The organism is Saprospiraceae bacterium (genome assembly GCA_016719615.1).
GTDB lineage: Bacteria > Bacteroidota > Bacteroidia > Chitinophagales > Saprospiraceae > Vicinibacter.
Genome location: JADJYQ010000001.1, coordinates 1,220,641 through 1,236,088, shown reverse-complemented (window position 1 = coordinate 1,236,088; position 15,448 = coordinate 1,220,641). Strand labels below are relative to the sequence as shown.

Genomic DNA, 15,448 nt, shown 5'->3' with positions numbered 1-15,448 from the left:
ACTAAATTAATACCAAAAAATTTGAAAGAAGCCTTAAACTCAATTCAACCAACAGTTCCAGACCAAGTTTTCTAATTTGCAAAGTAATTTATATGGATGCATCATACGTTAGCCAACACCAAATTAAGAACTTCTATTCCGCTTAACGCTCAACTCCAGGCTTAAATGAACCATAATCTTTTGCTCTCATGCAATCCAGTGCCTGCTGAACTGAGCAGCTCTCAACATCTATATTTTCAGGTTGATAACATTTCATAAATCTTTTAAAGGAATCCATGACCGCAATACGAGACTTAATATTCGCTTCGGTAAAGTGCAAAAACTTCATGAGCAAAAATGGATCAAAATATCTTGACAGTCTCTTTTCAAAACTCTTGACATTGTTGCAATTCTTAACTATTTCATCCAAATGTTCTTGAAAGTTTCTGGTCACAAGAAAGTCTATCAAGGAAGGATCCAAATTGCTTTGCTTCCAGGCATCTGCCTGAGATTTTAGTTTAAAATAAGACAAACTTAGCAATTGTAGGCCATTGCAAAATATTCCAATTGCTTCAGGATGATAACTCTCAAAAGATTCAGCGTTGTAAGCATTCTCAATAATTTGGGCTACACTTTTTCCTGTTCCAAAGGGAACCCGATCTGAAATCCTGCCCGAAGGGAAGACCAATACTTTGTCGACCGCTGCTAATTTATCAATCACACTAAATTTATGCAGGAAATAAAAATCTTCGCCAGCCTTTCTTCGATTCATACCACCTTGTTGGCGATAAGCATCTGTGCGCACACCAAAACATGAACCCAGGGTATGATATGCAAATGGGTACTTAAAATATTTTTGCCAATTTAAATAAAGCCTCAAATGTAATTCATAGAAAGTAATAGCTTGTTTTTCTAAGAAATCGCAATCGATTGTGTGATGGACAAAACCGAAGCTTAAGGCTTCAACGGAAGGGTTCATTTCAAAATGTAATCCGACTTCGATGAGATAATCCGAATTTACAAAACAATCTGCATCAATATTACAAAGAATTCCTTCTTTGCCAATTTTTGAAAATCTACGGATGGCTTCATCCATTCCAATTTTTCTCGCCATTCCTACACCAGCCCATTTTTCGGGCAATTCAATGACTTGCATGGCGATTAGTCGGATGCGAGATGTTTTCGTTGTCTCTTGAATTTTAAGGAGTTCCTGGTATTGATTTGCGTGAAAATTTTTAATTTCTTCAGAAGAGCTCACGCTATGATTGAGCACAACTAGAACTTCTGTAACACCAGGTAAGGATTTCATAGCAAATACGGATTCAAGGGTCACAAACAGCTTAGGTTCATTATAAGCTGGTATAATTATACATAAACAGGTTTCTTTATCCGGCAAGCCTACCACCAGTTCATCAAAAAATGAATGTTTTTGGAGATAACTTTGCGCATTCATAAATTCTCGAAATCATTCATGGAACAAAGCTATCAAAACCTAATGATCCATACCGTTGCTTTTCCTCCTATTCAATGGGTGAGCGCATTCTATTCAGCTGCAAACCTTCTAGTGGAAGCCCATGAAAATTACCAAAAAAAATCTGCAAGAAACCGATTTTTACTAGGTTCACACCAAGGTGTTCATAGTTTATCTATTCCTCTTGAAAAAGGTAAAAATCATCAAAAAAACATTATGAATGTAAGCATATGTTATCAACAGGATTGGCCAACTCAGCATTTGAGGTTTCTTCAAACAGTTTATGGAAATAGTCCTTTTTATGAATACTATCGGGAAGATTTGATCAAATTGTTTGTTAGAAAAGAAAAATCCTTGTTTACTTTTAACATGAACGCTTTAAATCTTTTGAAATCCTGGTTATCTATACCCAAAGATTTTCAAATGACCTGCTCCTATCAAAAATCCATAAGCTCTCAAACTTTGGATTTGCGCAGCCAATCATATACTGATTTTACTCAAGACAATCCACCTTATGAGCAGATTTTTGGCCAAACATTTCTCCACAACTTATCCATATTAGATGCTATTTTTCATTTAGGACCCGAAACTCCAGCATATCTCAAAAAGTTTAGACCAACATTTGTTATATAATGGGAATATCCTTTAATATGAAGGTGCTACATGAAATCCTGCAAAACAAACACAACTAATTTTCGTTTCTGAATCATTTGAAAGCCTTATGAAAATAAAGTCAACAAGTTTTTACTTACTGGTCATTGTTTCAATCCTTGCTTGTCAAAATAAGGAGAAGCAAGAATTTCCCAAATTTGAAAAAGATCCTCATAGTTTCAGCGATCCTAATTCATGTAATGTTCAACATTTGGATTTGGATGTAAGGATACTCTTTGATCGTCAGAAAATAGCGGGTACGGCAGAATATACACTTTTTCAAAACTGTAAGGATAGTCTGATTCTTGACATGATGGGGATCCGAATACTTGGAGTTGAAGTGTTTAACGGACAAGATTATACGCAAACCGAATTCAGAATTACAGATACTGACTCCATTCTTGGCAATGGTTTGGTAATTCCCATTGGAAAGCATATTCAAAAAGTAAAAGTGCATTACGAAACAAGTTCCGATGCCACCGCATTGCAATGGGTTCCCGCAGATCAAACAGCCAATAAAAAGCATCCATTTTTATTTACCCAAAGTCAATCCATCTATGCCCGATCATGGATACCTTGTCCGGATGGACCGGGCATGCGCTTTAGCTATCACGCAAAAGTTTCCATTCCAAAAGAATTAATGGCAGTGATGAGCGCTGAAGGGAGCACTCAAAAAAACGATTCCGGAATTTATCACTTTCGAATGGAGTTGCCCATTCCTGCATATTTGCTGGCTTTGGCTGTTGGCGATTTTGGGTTTCAGTCGATAGGCCCCAGAACTGGTGTTTATGCACCCCATGAGTGGCTAACTGCAGCGCATTGGGAATTTGAAGATTTAGAGAAAATGCTCATCACGACTGAACAATTATATGGTCCTTATCCCTGGGGAAGATATGATGTAGTCGTTTTACCGGCTAGTTTTCCATTTGGCGGAATGGAAAATCCTAGAATGACATTTTTGACCCCGACCGTAATTGCAGGAGACAGAAGTCTGACTGCATTGCTTGCTCATGAACTTGCGCATTCATGGAGTGGTAATCTTGTAACCAATGCGAGCTGGAATGATTTCTGGCTGAACGAGGGATTTACTACTTATATCGAAAGCAGAATTATGGAAAGTTTGTACGGTCGTGATTATGCGGATATGCTTAGTTTATTGGGTCTACAGGATCTGCGCAAAACAATTGAAGACATGGGTCCCGAAAACCCTTTGACTTGTCTACATTTAAAATTACACGGTATGGACCCGGAAGAAGCACTGACAGATGTTGCTTATGAAAAAGGGAAAGCATTATTGCGATTTCTTGAGGAACGAAAAGGAAGGGCTGCATTAGACGAATTTCTTAAAGCTTATTTTAAAGAATTTGCATTCCGATCCAATACGACTGAAGGATTTTTGAATTTTGCAAAAACTCATTTGCTAAAAGCGAATGATCCTTTATTGGATACTCTGAATTTGTGGGTTTATCAACCGGGACAACCTTTGGTTGTTGGAAATTATAGTCGCAAAAAATTTGATCAGGTCGAATCCTATATCTCCTTCATATTAAAAGGAAATCAACCCGATACATCCTATTCAAGACAATGGACAACACATGAATATCTTCATTTTATTAGAAATTTGCCAGATTCAAAGGATTCAGAATTATGTTCAAAAATTGATCGCATTTACAATTTTAAACAACGTCAAAATTCAGAAATTCGTTTTGCATGGTTCATTTATGGAATTGAGAATCAATATACCGCCGAAATACTTCCCTCCATTGAAGATTTTCTTCAAACTATTGGAAGGAGAAAATTCGTTTTACCCATTTACGAAGCGCTTGCTGATCATGGATATCAAGAATTAGCCCGACGTCTCTTCCAAACTTATGGCCATTTGTATCATCCTATTACGAAGCTTTCAATAGAAAAAGTGCTGTAAGGTTAACTAAATTCAAATATTATTACGAAATTCTTCGTAATAGCTATATTTGCAGCTTAAATTTTAAAATAATTATGAATTATCGCAATTTTTTAATCCCATTTGTGCTTTTTTGGGCCTTTAACTTGACCGCACAAGATGACACCCGGCCACAACGATTTGATTTTGGCAAAATGTGGACCTTCGAGAACCCACCCAAGGATTGGTTGAAGGAAGCCTACAATTTCACTCCTGAAGATAGCTGGTATGGCGATGTACGCAGAGCTTCTTTGAGGTTTGCAACTTGGTGTTCCGCTTCTTTTGTTTCACCGGACGGATTGATCATGACCAATCATCATTGTTCTAGAGATGTCATCACTTCTTTGCAAAAACCAGGTGAGTCTTTATTGACTGATGGATTTTATGCAAAGACGCTGGAAGAAGAGCGCAAAGCTGAAGGCTTATTTGTAGAGCAATTGATTATCGTTGAAGATATCACGGAAAAAATTCAGAAAAAAGCAAAAGGAGCAAAAGATGACAACGAGCAAAAGGCACTCATTGATTCCGCTCTTGTTCAGCTCAAAAAAGAATATGCTCAAATGGATGCATGGAAAGGTTTGCGCATTCAGACTGTTGTTTATTACAGTGGTGGTAAGTACAGCCTTTATGGTTATAAAAAATTTGCGGACATTAGATTAGTATTGATTCCTGAAAATGACCTCGGTTATTTCGGCGGAGATCCTGACAATTTTACCTATCCAAGATATTCCTTAGACTTTACATTTTGGAGGGCTTATGACGAGCAAGGGAAACCCTTAAATACATCGGCACATTATTTCAAATTTAAACCTGAAGGTGCTCAAGAAGATGAACCTGTTTTTGTTATTGGCAATCCCGGAAGTACTGAAAGATATAGAACTGTGCGACAATTTGAATATGACCGGGATGTGCGATTTCCTGCACAGCTAAAAATGATGAAGACGCGCAGTCAAATTCTACAAAAAGAATATGACAAAAATCCAAGCGACAAACTACTCAATTCCATTTTTGGATTAGGAAACAGCATCAAAGCCATTTCAGGAATATTAGGAGGCCTACAAAATCCGGCCTTGTTTGGTCGCAAAGTAGCCATGGAAAAAGAAATCAGGAGTAAGACAAAGCTTAAAGATGAAGATCCATGGGTTGAAATTGAAAAAGAATACGATGCACTTAAAAAGTATGGTAGTTCCACAACAATATTGGGACCATCTGGCAATAAAGGCAATGCTGTGTATTTGATGTTTGCATTGGTCAATTATGAAAAATCATTAGCAAGTGCAGATTCAAAATCTCTTGAAAATCTAAGAATGCAAATCAAAGACATGGCAAAAGATTTGAATACTCCAAAACAACAGGAGTTTCTCCAGGCTTATTTTGAAGAAATTGTTGCTTTTGAAACCGCTGAATTCAATATATCAGAAAAACTTCTCGATGGCAAAAGTCCTGAAAAGAAAGCAAAAAAAATTCTTGAAAAAACTGATTTTACAGATCCAGATAAACTTGATAAGATATTAATGCAGGATGCCGAAAAGTTTGCTAAGAACGATGACCCATTATTGGAGGCAGCTCATATCATTGTGCCCAAATATATGGAAGCCGTAAAAGCATTTCAGCAAAGCAATAACAAAAGAAAAGCGATGGAAGCTAAAATAGCTAATGCCGTTTTTAAAGTAAAAGGAAATCAGTTACCACCAGACGCTACTTTTACCCTAAGATTATCTGATGGAAAAGTAAAATCTTATGACTACAATGGTACAACGGCTCCATACAAAACAACTTTCTTTGGGCTGTACGATCGATATTACTCCTATAATAAGAAATTCCCTTGGACATTGCCTGAAAAATGGCTGAACCCTCCTATGGAACTATTACAATCTCCATTTTGTTTTGTCACTACGAATGATATCATTGGTGGAAATTCTGGAAGCCCTATTATCAACCGGAATAAAGAAGCCATTGGTTTAGTATTTGATGGAAATATTGAGTCATTACCGGGTAATTTCATTTATGATGAAAAAACCAATAGAACTGTTGGTGTTCATGCTGGCGGGATTTTTGCAGCTTTAAAATACATTTATAAAGCTGACCGCATAACATCAGAATTATCTAAATAACATATCGTTTTTATGAAACAAGTAGTATTTGGAATTTTTGCAGCGTGCATTTTACTAACTGCATGCTCTACCGGTGGATCTGTTTCTAAAGGGATCAAAGGGATACTCAAGAGATCAGATTGCAAAGGCAGCTGCAATAAAACAATGGATTGCGAGGGTAAATCCCTCACGGTTGAAATGGCCTTAGCGAATAACAATATCATGATTGCAGGAAATACCATTTTTGCACGTGATCCTGACAACTTTGATTATACTATCAAAGTTGAATTCAGTTCGGCTATACCCGTTGAAATGTACAGCGATATTAAAAATCCAATCAATAAGAAATTTGTGGTAACGGGAATTGTTGAAGGATATGACCAATACATACATCAGGTTTGTACGCGTTCTTACATTTTAAAAGTAAGTAAACCGGAAGATTTCAAAGTTTTCACTGACTAATTACAAAGCTTTTTGAAGAATATATTTCATTCCCTCTCTGAAACTCAGGGAGGGAATTTTATTTTCTGCCAAAAATATTTTAACCCGCTCGGGATTCGTTTTTGAATACTGGCGCAAAGCCCACCCTGCTGCCTTTTCTATAAAAAATTCCTTACTCTTTGAAGTGCGTAAAATACAATCCGTCAATAATTCAAAATCTGTTTTTTCCTTATAAAACAATTGCAGAATCAAAGCTGATCTTTGGTTCCAAATGTTATCATCTTGGATCCATTTAGAGGCCTGCTCTTGAATCCTGGCTTTATCATTTTGAATCAAGCGTCCAATAATTTGAGGTGCAATTCCGTCGACCGTATCCCACCACGAGTCGGTAATTATGAGTTGTTCAAAAAACGGAATACACTTCGTATCTAATTTGTGAATAAATCTTCTGCTTAAATCCAAAGCCAGGTATTTATACTCCCTTTGGTCCTGCTGCCAGCATAGTCTAATAAATTCAATAAAATCATTTTGATCGTCCCATTCAAAATGGGTAACAATTGCTTTGACCGCATGGCGACGATCCTGAGCCTGCACGCCGCAAAAATCAAATTGGTTGCGCATGTAAGCCTTCATACCTATCGCTTTGGAAGAATTTCGAAGTGCTTTAAAACACTTTCTAAATTCTTCTAAACATGCATTATTGAAATCCTTTGACATCGAAGTCTTTATCGGATCAAACTAAAAGACCGGCGTTGTTCGACAGCTTCTCTAGCCAAAGCTTTATATTTTATTTCGTAAACATAAACTCCGGAAGGAATATCTTTTCCGGAATTATTAAATCGCCCATTCCAGTGGTCTATTGGATTGGTGGTCGAAAATAATAAAGATCCCCATCTATCATAGATTTGCATTGAATAGTATTGCATCGCTGCAAATTGACCTACCGGACCGAATACTTCATTCTTTCCATCCCCATTAGGTGTAAATGCATTCGGCATAAATAAACTAAAGTCCTTAAATGCAAAGATGTTGGTCTCCAAAGTGTCTGTACAAAGAAAGCGATCCACAACAATGAGTTGTACGCTAAAATTCCCTGTATCTTCAATTTCATAACTTAAATTCTTATCAAAAAAATATTTATCTTTTTGAAAAATCCAGGTACGACCAATAGTGCCACTGGTCAAATCTTCTAAGTGTATAACAGGATCATTGAGATTGACCATGAGACGATCAATGGTCCAATTTGCACTGGGTGGCTCAAATGCCTGAATCACGTTTGGAAAACTATTCTCCGTATAGCAGCCTAATGGTGAAGTGACCTCTAGTTTGAGACCATAGATTCCAGCCTGCCAAAATCGATGGTTCACGAAATAGCCTGAATCAATGGCACCATCACTAAAACGCCAAATAAATTTATAACTCGAATCCGTTGGAAAAGAAATATTTTTAAATTCGATATCTAATGGAATGCAACCCTCATTTTTGTTTGGTGAAAAAATAACTACGTTAGGAGAAGGGTACCATTTTATTTCCTCAAAAGATTGACTTTCGCAGCCATAATTATCTTTAACTGTCAACAATACCGGATATGTTCCCGGCCGTAAATAATGCACAGAGGGATTTTGAGAAAATGCCGTAATCCCATCACCTGCACTCCAATTCCATTGCGACACTTGTGAATATTGAGAATAGGAAAGATCATTAAACTGTACAGGCCCTGCATTGCAGCTATCGTAAACTGAAATAAAATCTGCTTTCAAATCTGGAATGAGATTAATATTGAAAAAACCCGTATCACCGCAGTTAGTACCTGGATTTAAAATAAATTTTCCAGCATGCCAACCACCTTCTTTAAAATTAATTCTCGGCGCCCAACCTAAAAACGTATCCAAAATTCCACCATTTTCATAAATCCACTGAACCTCATTAATAAACCGCGAATCGATGCTCGCATTTTGCATTTGATAATTCAAAGACCCACATACCGTAATACTAAAATGATCCGGGGTCAGTTGACTTGCGCCTCCCAATCTTGCTTCAACCGCTCCTTCACAGCTTGCAACATTAAATTGAAAATCCCTTTTTAGCACTGACAATAAAACGCCATTCCTATATTCGTAAACACAAACGCCTACTACAAATTGTCCGATGACATCGGGAGAACCTGTAATGATTCCGTTTAAGGTATTGATGGTAACTTGAGGATTTCCGCCTAATGGAAATAAGGCAGTATATGGAAATCTGTATTGCACTGGCGTGTATGGTGGAATACAATCCGGAGTAGGTATTACAGACTGACAATTGTTGCCACCACCCCTACCGCCACCTGCAAAGGGTTCACAAAACTCATAAACCAATTGATCCCCTTCTTTGTCAAATGCGGAATGATCAAAATTAAATGGTTCGTTGACACAAAGTACGGTTGGCGGAAAATTGATAAATCGAGGACTGTTGTTGCAAGTCCTTTGCGATTCAGGATGAATTTCTATAAAATAAGTAGCACCGGTCGCTTCCGGATTTACAATATTTGTGATCGTATTGTTTCTGCAACACCGTTGCCAAACAACTAAATATTTCGAATTAATAATCGGCAATTCCACTTCAAGCTGATAACTGCCGGCTTCACCACAAATATTAGGCGGCAACACCAAACATGGATATTCCGGTGGATCAATTTGTTGAATAGGTGATTGCAAGTTTACCCTGTATTCTGAATTGGCCCCTTGTCCGCTTCGGGTGTTCACCCAAGTATTTCCTTGCTGGCGAAAAATAGTAAATCCCAGAGGATCATCAAAAAAAGCACCAGTAGATGCACAATCTCTGTAGAGTTTTATGGTAATTAAGTAACGCCTTTTACTTGTGTCCTGGCCATTATTTCCAAATCCAAGACATTCGTAATACAATTCACCGCCAATGATATGCGCAGATTTAGCAAGCTGGCTTATGGAAAAAATGAGAAATAAAGTAAGAAAAACTATAATATTACATTTCATGCGATTTCAAAGATAATGCATTCATTGAATAGCTCATTCATGTACCCAAAAACCTTAACATTTGAAGTTCATTAGAGTGTATTGCCAAAAGCAGAGTCCAATATTTATGTGACAGTCATCCGGTTTCTTATATATTTGAACGCTTAACAATAAAATTTCTTATAAAAAGTGCAACCTTTAGCAGAGCGAATGCGACCTAAGTCGCTTGAAGAGTTCCTAGGACAAGATCATCTCACCGGTCCAGAAGGTGTATTGAGAATTGCACTTACAAAAGAACACATCCCTTCCATTATATTTTGGGGACCACCCGGCGTTGGAAAAACCACCCTGGCCAAAATTATATCCAGCAGTTTAAAACGTCCTTATTATGAGTTGAGCGCCGTTCAAGCCGGAGTGAAAGATGTTCGGGAAGTTTTAGATAAAGCTAAAAGTAATCGATTTTTCGATCAAGCTTCTCCTATATTGTTTATAGATGAAATTCACCGATTTAACAAATCACAACAAGATGCTTTATTAGCTGCTGTAGAAAGAGGCACCGTCGTATTAATTGGTGCAACTACCGAAAATCCATCTTTCGAGATCAATAATGCCCTTTTGTCCCGATGCCAGGTTTATACTCTCAAGCCCTTGAAGGATGATGATCTTTTAAAATTATTTGAGAGTATTCTAACCAAAGATTTTTTATTCAAAGGAAGAAAAATAGAGTTGCTTGAAAATGAAGCTTTGTTGCAATATGCACAAGGCGATGCCAGAAAATTATGCAATATATTGGAATTAGTGGGCTCGCTGCAAGATGAAACCCTTCAGATTAGTAATGAACTCATTCAAAAACTGGTTCAGGAAAATATCGCCATTTATGATAAAAATGGAGAAATTCACTATGACATTGCTTCCGCATTTATAAAATCCATTAGAGGTTCAGATCCAAATGCAAGTTTGTATTGGCTTGGCAGAATGATCGCCGGCGGCGAAGACCCTCGATTTATCGTACGCAGGCTCTTAATCTCTGCTGCTGAAGATATTGGCTTGGCCAATCCTAATGCTTTATTACTTGCAACGGCTTGCCAACAAGCTGTTGAACAGGTTGGCTGGCCTGAATCGCGCATTATTCTTGCAGAAACTGCCATCTATTTGGCTTGTTCTCCGAAATCCAATTCTGCATATATGGGAATTGAAAAAGCATTGGCTGTCATACAGCAAACGGGAAACCTTCCGGTACCGCTACACCTGAGAAATCCAGTGACAGGCTTGATGAAAAAAATGCAATATGGGGAAGGCTATCAATATGCACATAACTATCCGGGTCAGTTTTCGGAACAGGAATATTTACCTGAAAATATTGTAAATCAGATATTTTATGAACCCGGACAAGCGGGCAATGAGGATAAAATCAGGCAATTTTTGAAGGAAAAATGGGAAACGAAATACAACTACTGAGTTTCGCAAGCGGTTCACTATTTTTGCAGCCTTAATTAAAACCTGTATGTCCCCTTTTGAATCCGAACATTTACAACTCATCAGAGAATCTGCAAAAAATTTTGCAGATCAGCACATCAGGCCAAAAGTAATGGAATGGGACGAAGCTCAACATTTCCCTAAAGATTTGTTTCGCGAAATGGGAAAACAAGGATTTCTGGGTGTATTAGTTCCAAGCGAATATGGAGGTTCAGGTCCCAGTTACAAGGAATACATCACCGTGATTGAGGAAATTGCTAAAGTTTGCGGTTCTATAGGTTTGTCAGTAGCAGCACATAACTCCCTATGTACAGGTCACATCATGCTTTTCTGCAACGAAGAACAAAAGAGGACTTATCTTCCAAAACTTGCAAAAGGTGAATATTTAGGAGCCTGGGGACTCACTGAACCCAATACAGGCAGTGATGCCATCCGCATGAAATGCGTGGCACATATGGAGGAAGATCATTGGGTGATCAATGGTACAAAAACATGGATCACACATGGTAAATCTTCAGACGTGGCAGTTGTTATTGCCCGAACCGGAGAACTTTTAGACAGTAAAGGAATGACCGCATTTATTGTTGAGCGATCTAATCCGGGATTAAGTGCAGGAAAAAAAGAAAATAAACTTGGAATGCGTGCATCCGAAACTACGGAAATGATTTTTGAAAATTGCAAAGTCCACAAATCAATGGTCATTGGAGAAGTAGGAGAAGGCTTTATTCAAGCCATGAAGGTCCTTGATGGTGGCAGGATCAGCATTGCAGCACTTGCACTGGGTATTGCAAAAGGAGCCTATCAGGCCTCTGTAAAGTATTCGCAGGAACGCGAGCAATTTGGCCAGAAGATCTCTCAATTTCAAGGTATTGCATTCAAACTTGCCGATATGGCCATTAAAATAGAGGCCGCTGAATTATTGACGAGACAAGCCGGGAAAATGAAAGACCTTCATCAAAAAATGACCAAAGAAGCAGCTATGGCTAAATATTATGCTTCGGAAGTATCTGTCTCAATTGCAACAGATGCCATACAGATTTTTGGCGGTTATGGTTACACCAAGGACTTTCCGGTAGAAAAATTCTATCGCGATGCCAAATTATGCACCATTGGAGAAGGGACTTCTGAGATTCAAAAGTTAGTCATCGCCAGAGAAGCTCTAAAATAAAGTGATGATTATCAACAAAATTGGATTATTTTCGTTTTAATTGGCGATGATGCAATATAGAATACTTACCCTGATCTTGTCTTTCCACATACTGGTAGCGCAGCTAGGGCTTAATGTTTTTATGTTGTATTGCTGCTGCACCAAAAAGGTTGAATACTCATTTATTCCCAAAGAAGATCAATGTGTAAAGAAACATCCGGCCAAATCTTGTCATACTAAAATTAAAACCTGTACAGTTTCTCATAGCCATAAGAAACCCTGTGAAAATCAACTTGTAGAATATAAAGCCCTTGACTTCACAGCTGAAAAACCTACTAAAGAGATCTTTTCAGATTTTTCATTGACTTTGGTATTAAACCAAAACTTAAGTCTTGCAAACATTGAATTCGCGAATGTTTCAACGACACATTTTGTCTCCTATACACCCTACAAAACAGGTGTTCAACGTCTGATTCAATACTGTTTACATCTTTGTTAGCCCAAGGTGTTCTTTAGCAACACTTTTTTTTAAAAAATTTCTTTTATAATATTAGATTATGGGCAAAACAATATATGTATTTATACTAACATTTGTAAGTTTATCCAAAATATCAGCTCAGTTTTTAATGGGCAATGTAGTCGATGATAAAAACATGAGCCTCGTGGGTGTCAGTGTATATTGGTTAGAATCCAATATTGGTACAAGCACCAATGAAAATGGACATTTTAGACTCGAGCGTAAAACAGATAACAACTATCTCATTTTAAGTTATACCGGTTTTCAAAAAGATACACAGCTCATTCCTAAAGATCAATCCTTTGAAATATTCACTTTACATGAAGGCGTACTATTGTCCGGTGTTGAAATAAAAACGGACCGGAATTCAAATGCATTTTCTAGATTAAATCCATTAAACATTGAAACACTTGAGAAAAAAGAATTTCGCAAAGCAGCCTGTTGCAGTCTCTCTGAAAGTTTTCAAACGAGCAATGCAGTAGATGTAAGTTATACGAATGCGGTAACTGGATCCAAAGAGATTCAGTTTCTGGGCCTTCGCGGAATTTATACACAATTGCTGATAGAAAACCGGCCTGCATATACGGGCATACTTAGCAACTACGGCTATGATTTACTTGCCGGAACCTGGCTTGAGCGCGTAGATATTTTAAAAGGGGCTTCTTCCGTGCAAAATGGGATCCAAAGTATGAGCGGAGCCATCAATGTACAACTCAAAAAACCTTATGAGGATTACCCTGTGTATTTTAATTTATTTGCTGATGCGCATGGGCGATATGAAGCCAATTTGCATTTGAATAAAACTTGGGATCATCAGAGATCCAGTGGTCTGTATATCAATTCAAATTTTCAAAGTTCAGAACGCGATCATAATAAAGACCAATTCCAGGACGAACCCCGTAATGAACGTATCAATGGTATCCTTCGCAATATATTCTTTAGCGAGACCTTTGAAGGGCAAGTGAATGCACAAGCGCTTTATGAAAAAAAATCGAGCGGACAATTGATTCAAGATAATCCTTATGTGATTCGTCAGGAATTGCAATATTTTAATCTCTTTGGAAATCTTGGTTATGTTGGATTTTCGAATCCGAATGACAATACTGGTTCCATTTATGATGTTGCTTATGCCAAAATTCAATCTGTTTATGGTAACCGAAAGTTTGAGGCCACCGAAAAAAATATTCATTTCAAACTACTCTACAACCATACTTTCGGAAAAGGCAATCACCAAATAATAACGGGTCCACAATTTAAATATCATGATGCTGTTGAAAAATTTGACGGTAAGACTATAGACTATCGAGAGAAACTTGCAGCATTTTTTGTAGAGCATACTTTTAGGAACAGCATCGAAGCAGATAATAAATTAACAACGACCATAGGATTTCATGCCGATTTTATCGAAAACACAAAACCACTATGGATGCCAAGAGTCAGTTTGCGTTATCTTTTTACCGAGGACTGGACTGTGAGGAGTTCTATTGGGCGTGGATACCGAATGCCCAGAGTATTCTCTGAAAACACTCATTTAATGGCCAGTTCGAAATCCTGGGTATTTAATGGCCCCATACCCATTGAAAAATCCTGGAATACCGGATTGAATTTTGTTGGGAAACCTTTTATTGGAGGCAAAGAACTTGAAATAAACCTGGATGCTTACTATACTTGGTTTGATCAGCAACTGATCATTGATCTGGATAAAAACTATCAGGAAGTGAATGTATACGCTCTTGAAGGAAAATCACGCGCATTTCAATCCATTATCACTTTGTCGTATCGTTTATTTCCCTTTATGAATTTGAAGGCTGGCGGAAAATATACCCATACTCAAATTGATTTGGAAGAAGGAAGCAGAACGACTTTAATGACTCCAAAATACAGAGCATTATTATCAATGGATCTTGAATCCAATAATAAACAATGGTTATGGAATATTACTTCCAATTACGTTGGGAAAATGAGACTTTCAGATAAAGAGGGCGTGCCAGTTTCGTTATTACATGGACATCACTCTCCTACAGAGGACTATGTGCTTATGCAATCGCAATTAAGCTACACCATTAGCAATTGGGAATTTTATATCGGAAGTGAAAATCTTTTGGCTTACAGTCAACACGATGCAATTATACAAGTTGACAATCCTTATGGGAATTATTTTAATGCTTCGGAGGTATATGCTCCGGTTTCCGGAAGAAAAGCCTATGTGGGAATAAAGTGGAGGCTGGGAAAAAAGGAATAAGTTTGGATGATGGAGTAAAGGATTAAGGAACAAAGAATAGGAGGCTTGTTATATGCCAAATTGGTGATGGTGATTAAAGGTTGATGTTTCTTAAAAAGTCAATTCTGTAATCCGTTTATTCTATAGCATTTTACTACCCAAGATACTGTAGCGTACCTACGGCACGCTGTGAGCGTTGTTTTCTTTTTTTTACCAATATTTTGTCCCTACGGGACATGAACAATTGTTAAGAGTTAATAGTCAATTGTTAAAAGCTCAAGCAATATTCTTTGAATAAGTCAAGTTACAAAAAATCAATTGAAAATAATTGTATTATTGCTGAACTAACATTCGTTAGTGCGTGTTGTTTTCTAACAAACTTACTAGAAGAAGTTATCAGTTGGAAATTATCAGTTATCAGTCCAAATAAAATCAATCTTCTCGATTGCAATAATCATGACTATGCTGGGCACAATATGATACAGACTTAGTGACTACCAAACAGCCTAGCAGACTAACAGACTAACAGACTAACAGA

General features: G+C 37.5%; 11 protein-coding genes. 8 read left to right on the top strand and 3 right to left on the bottom strand.

Going from position 1 to position 15,448, the window contains the following annotated elements:
- Positions 1-142: 142 nt before the first annotated feature.
- Positions 143-1,432 carry a glycosyltransferase gene (locus IPM92_05140; protein MBK9107767.1) on the bottom strand — a complete coding sequence of 430 codons (1,290 nt, stop codon included), beginning with the start codon at positions 1,430-1,432 and terminating at the stop codon, positions 143-145.
- A gap of 18 nt (positions 1,433-1,450) precedes the next feature.
- Between IPM92_05140 and IPM92_05135 the strand changes: the two genes are divergently transcribed.
- The 4 genes from IPM92_05135 to IPM92_05120 all read left to right on the top strand — a co-directional run bounded on the left by IPM92_05135 (position 1,451) and on the right by IPM92_05120 (position 6,598).
- Complete coding sequence (locus IPM92_05135) at positions 1,451-2,083, top strand: WbqC family protein (GenBank protein ID MBK9107766.1); 633 nt, start codon at positions 1,451-1,453, stop codon at positions 2,081-2,083.
- An 88-nt stretch (positions 2,084-2,171) separates the two neighbouring features.
- Positions 2,172-4,025, top strand: a complete 1,854-nt coding sequence (locus tag IPM92_05130) for a M1 family metallopeptidase (protein ID MBK9107765.1) — start codon at positions 2,172-2,174, stop codon at positions 4,023-4,025.
- Positions 4,026-4,099: 74 nt separating this feature from the next.
- Complete coding sequence (locus IPM92_05125) at positions 4,100-6,157, top strand: S46 family peptidase (GenBank protein ID MBK9107764.1); 2,058 nt, start codon at positions 4,100-4,102, stop codon at positions 6,155-6,157.
- A gap of 12 nt (positions 6,158-6,169) precedes the next feature.
- Positions 6,170-6,598, top strand: coding sequence for a hypothetical protein (locus IPM92_05120; protein ID MBK9107763.1), 429 nt, complete (start codon positions 6,170-6,172; stop codon positions 6,596-6,598).
- Here IPM92_05120 and IPM92_05115 read toward each other — a convergent pair whose 3' ends face one another.
- A complete protein-coding gene (locus tag IPM92_05115; GenBank protein ID MBK9107762.1) occupies positions 6,599-7,294 on the bottom strand; it encodes a DNA alkylation repair protein in 696 nt (231 codons plus the stop codon).
- Positions 7,295-7,302: 8 nt separating this feature from the next.
- Entirely contained in the window at positions 7,303-9,570 is a 2,268-nt protein-coding gene (locus IPM92_05110) for a gliding motility-associated C-terminal domain-containing protein (GenBank protein MBK9107761.1), read from the bottom strand.
- A gap of 168 nt (positions 9,571-9,738) precedes the next feature.
- Here IPM92_05110 and IPM92_05105 point away from each other — a divergent pair, with 168 nt between their 5' ends.
- The 4 genes from IPM92_05105 to IPM92_05090 are packed head-to-tail and all read left to right on the top strand — an operon-like array spanning position 9,739 to position 14,931.
- Positions 9,739-11,007: a replication-associated recombination protein A gene (locus tag IPM92_05105; protein MBK9107760.1), complete on the top strand. Its 1,269-nt coding sequence runs from the start codon at positions 9,739-9,741 to the stop codon at positions 11,005-11,007.
- 46 nt (positions 11,008-11,053) lie between these two features.
- Positions 11,054-12,193 carry an acyl-CoA dehydrogenase family protein gene (locus IPM92_05100; GenBank protein MBK9107759.1) on the top strand — a complete coding sequence of 380 codons (1,140 nt, stop codon included), beginning with the start codon at positions 11,054-11,056 and terminating at the stop codon, positions 12,191-12,193.
- Positions 12,194-12,239: 46 nt separating this feature from the next.
- The gene (locus IPM92_05095; protein ID MBK9107758.1) at positions 12,240-12,671 is read left to right on the top strand and encodes a hypothetical protein; all 432 of its coding nucleotides are present in this window, start codon (positions 12,240-12,242) and stop codon (positions 12,669-12,671) included.
- 58 nt (positions 12,672-12,729) lie between these two features.
- Positions 12,730-14,931 (top strand): TonB-dependent receptor, encoded by a 2,202-nt coding sequence (locus tag IPM92_05090; GenBank protein MBK9107757.1) that lies wholly within the window; start codon positions 12,730-12,732, stop codon positions 14,929-14,931.
- Positions 14,932-15,448 lie beyond the last annotated feature (517 nt).

What these genes read in the sequence shown, in the direction of transcription:
- IPM92_05140 (MBK9107767.1), bottom strand. Translation starts at nt 1,432, where the DNA reads ATGAATGCGCAAAGTTATCTCCAAAAACATTCATTTTTTGATGAACTG.
- IPM92_05135 (MBK9107766.1), top strand. Translation starts at nt 1,451, where the DNA reads ATGGAACAAAGCTATCAAAACCTAATGATCCATACCGTTGCTTTTCCT.
- IPM92_05130 (MBK9107765.1), top strand. Translation starts at nt 2,172, where the DNA reads ATGAAAATAAAGTCAACAAGTTTTTACTTACTGGTCATTGTTTCAATC.
- IPM92_05125 (MBK9107764.1), top strand. Translation starts at nt 4,100, where the DNA reads ATGAATTATCGCAATTTTTTAATCCCATTTGTGCTTTTTTGGGCCTTT.
- IPM92_05120 (MBK9107763.1), top strand. Translation starts at nt 6,170, where the DNA reads ATGAAACAAGTAGTATTTGGAATTTTTGCAGCGTGCATTTTACTAACT.
- IPM92_05115 (MBK9107762.1), bottom strand. Translation starts at nt 7,294, where the DNA reads ATGTCAAAGGATTTCAATAATGCATGTTTAGAAGAATTTAGAAAGTGT.
- IPM92_05110 (MBK9107761.1), bottom strand. Translation starts at nt 9,570, where the DNA reads ATGAAATGTAATATTATAGTTTTTCTTACTTTATTTCTCATTTTTTCC.
- IPM92_05100 (MBK9107759.1), top strand. Translation starts at nt 11,054, where the DNA reads ATGTCCCCTTTTGAATCCGAACATTTACAACTCATCAGAGAATCTGCA.
- IPM92_05095 (MBK9107758.1), top strand. Translation starts at nt 12,240, where the DNA reads ATGATGCAATATAGAATACTTACCCTGATCTTGTCTTTCCACATACTG.
- IPM92_05090 (MBK9107757.1), top strand. Translation starts at nt 12,730, where the DNA reads ATGGGCAAAACAATATATGTATTTATACTAACATTTGTAAGTTTATCC.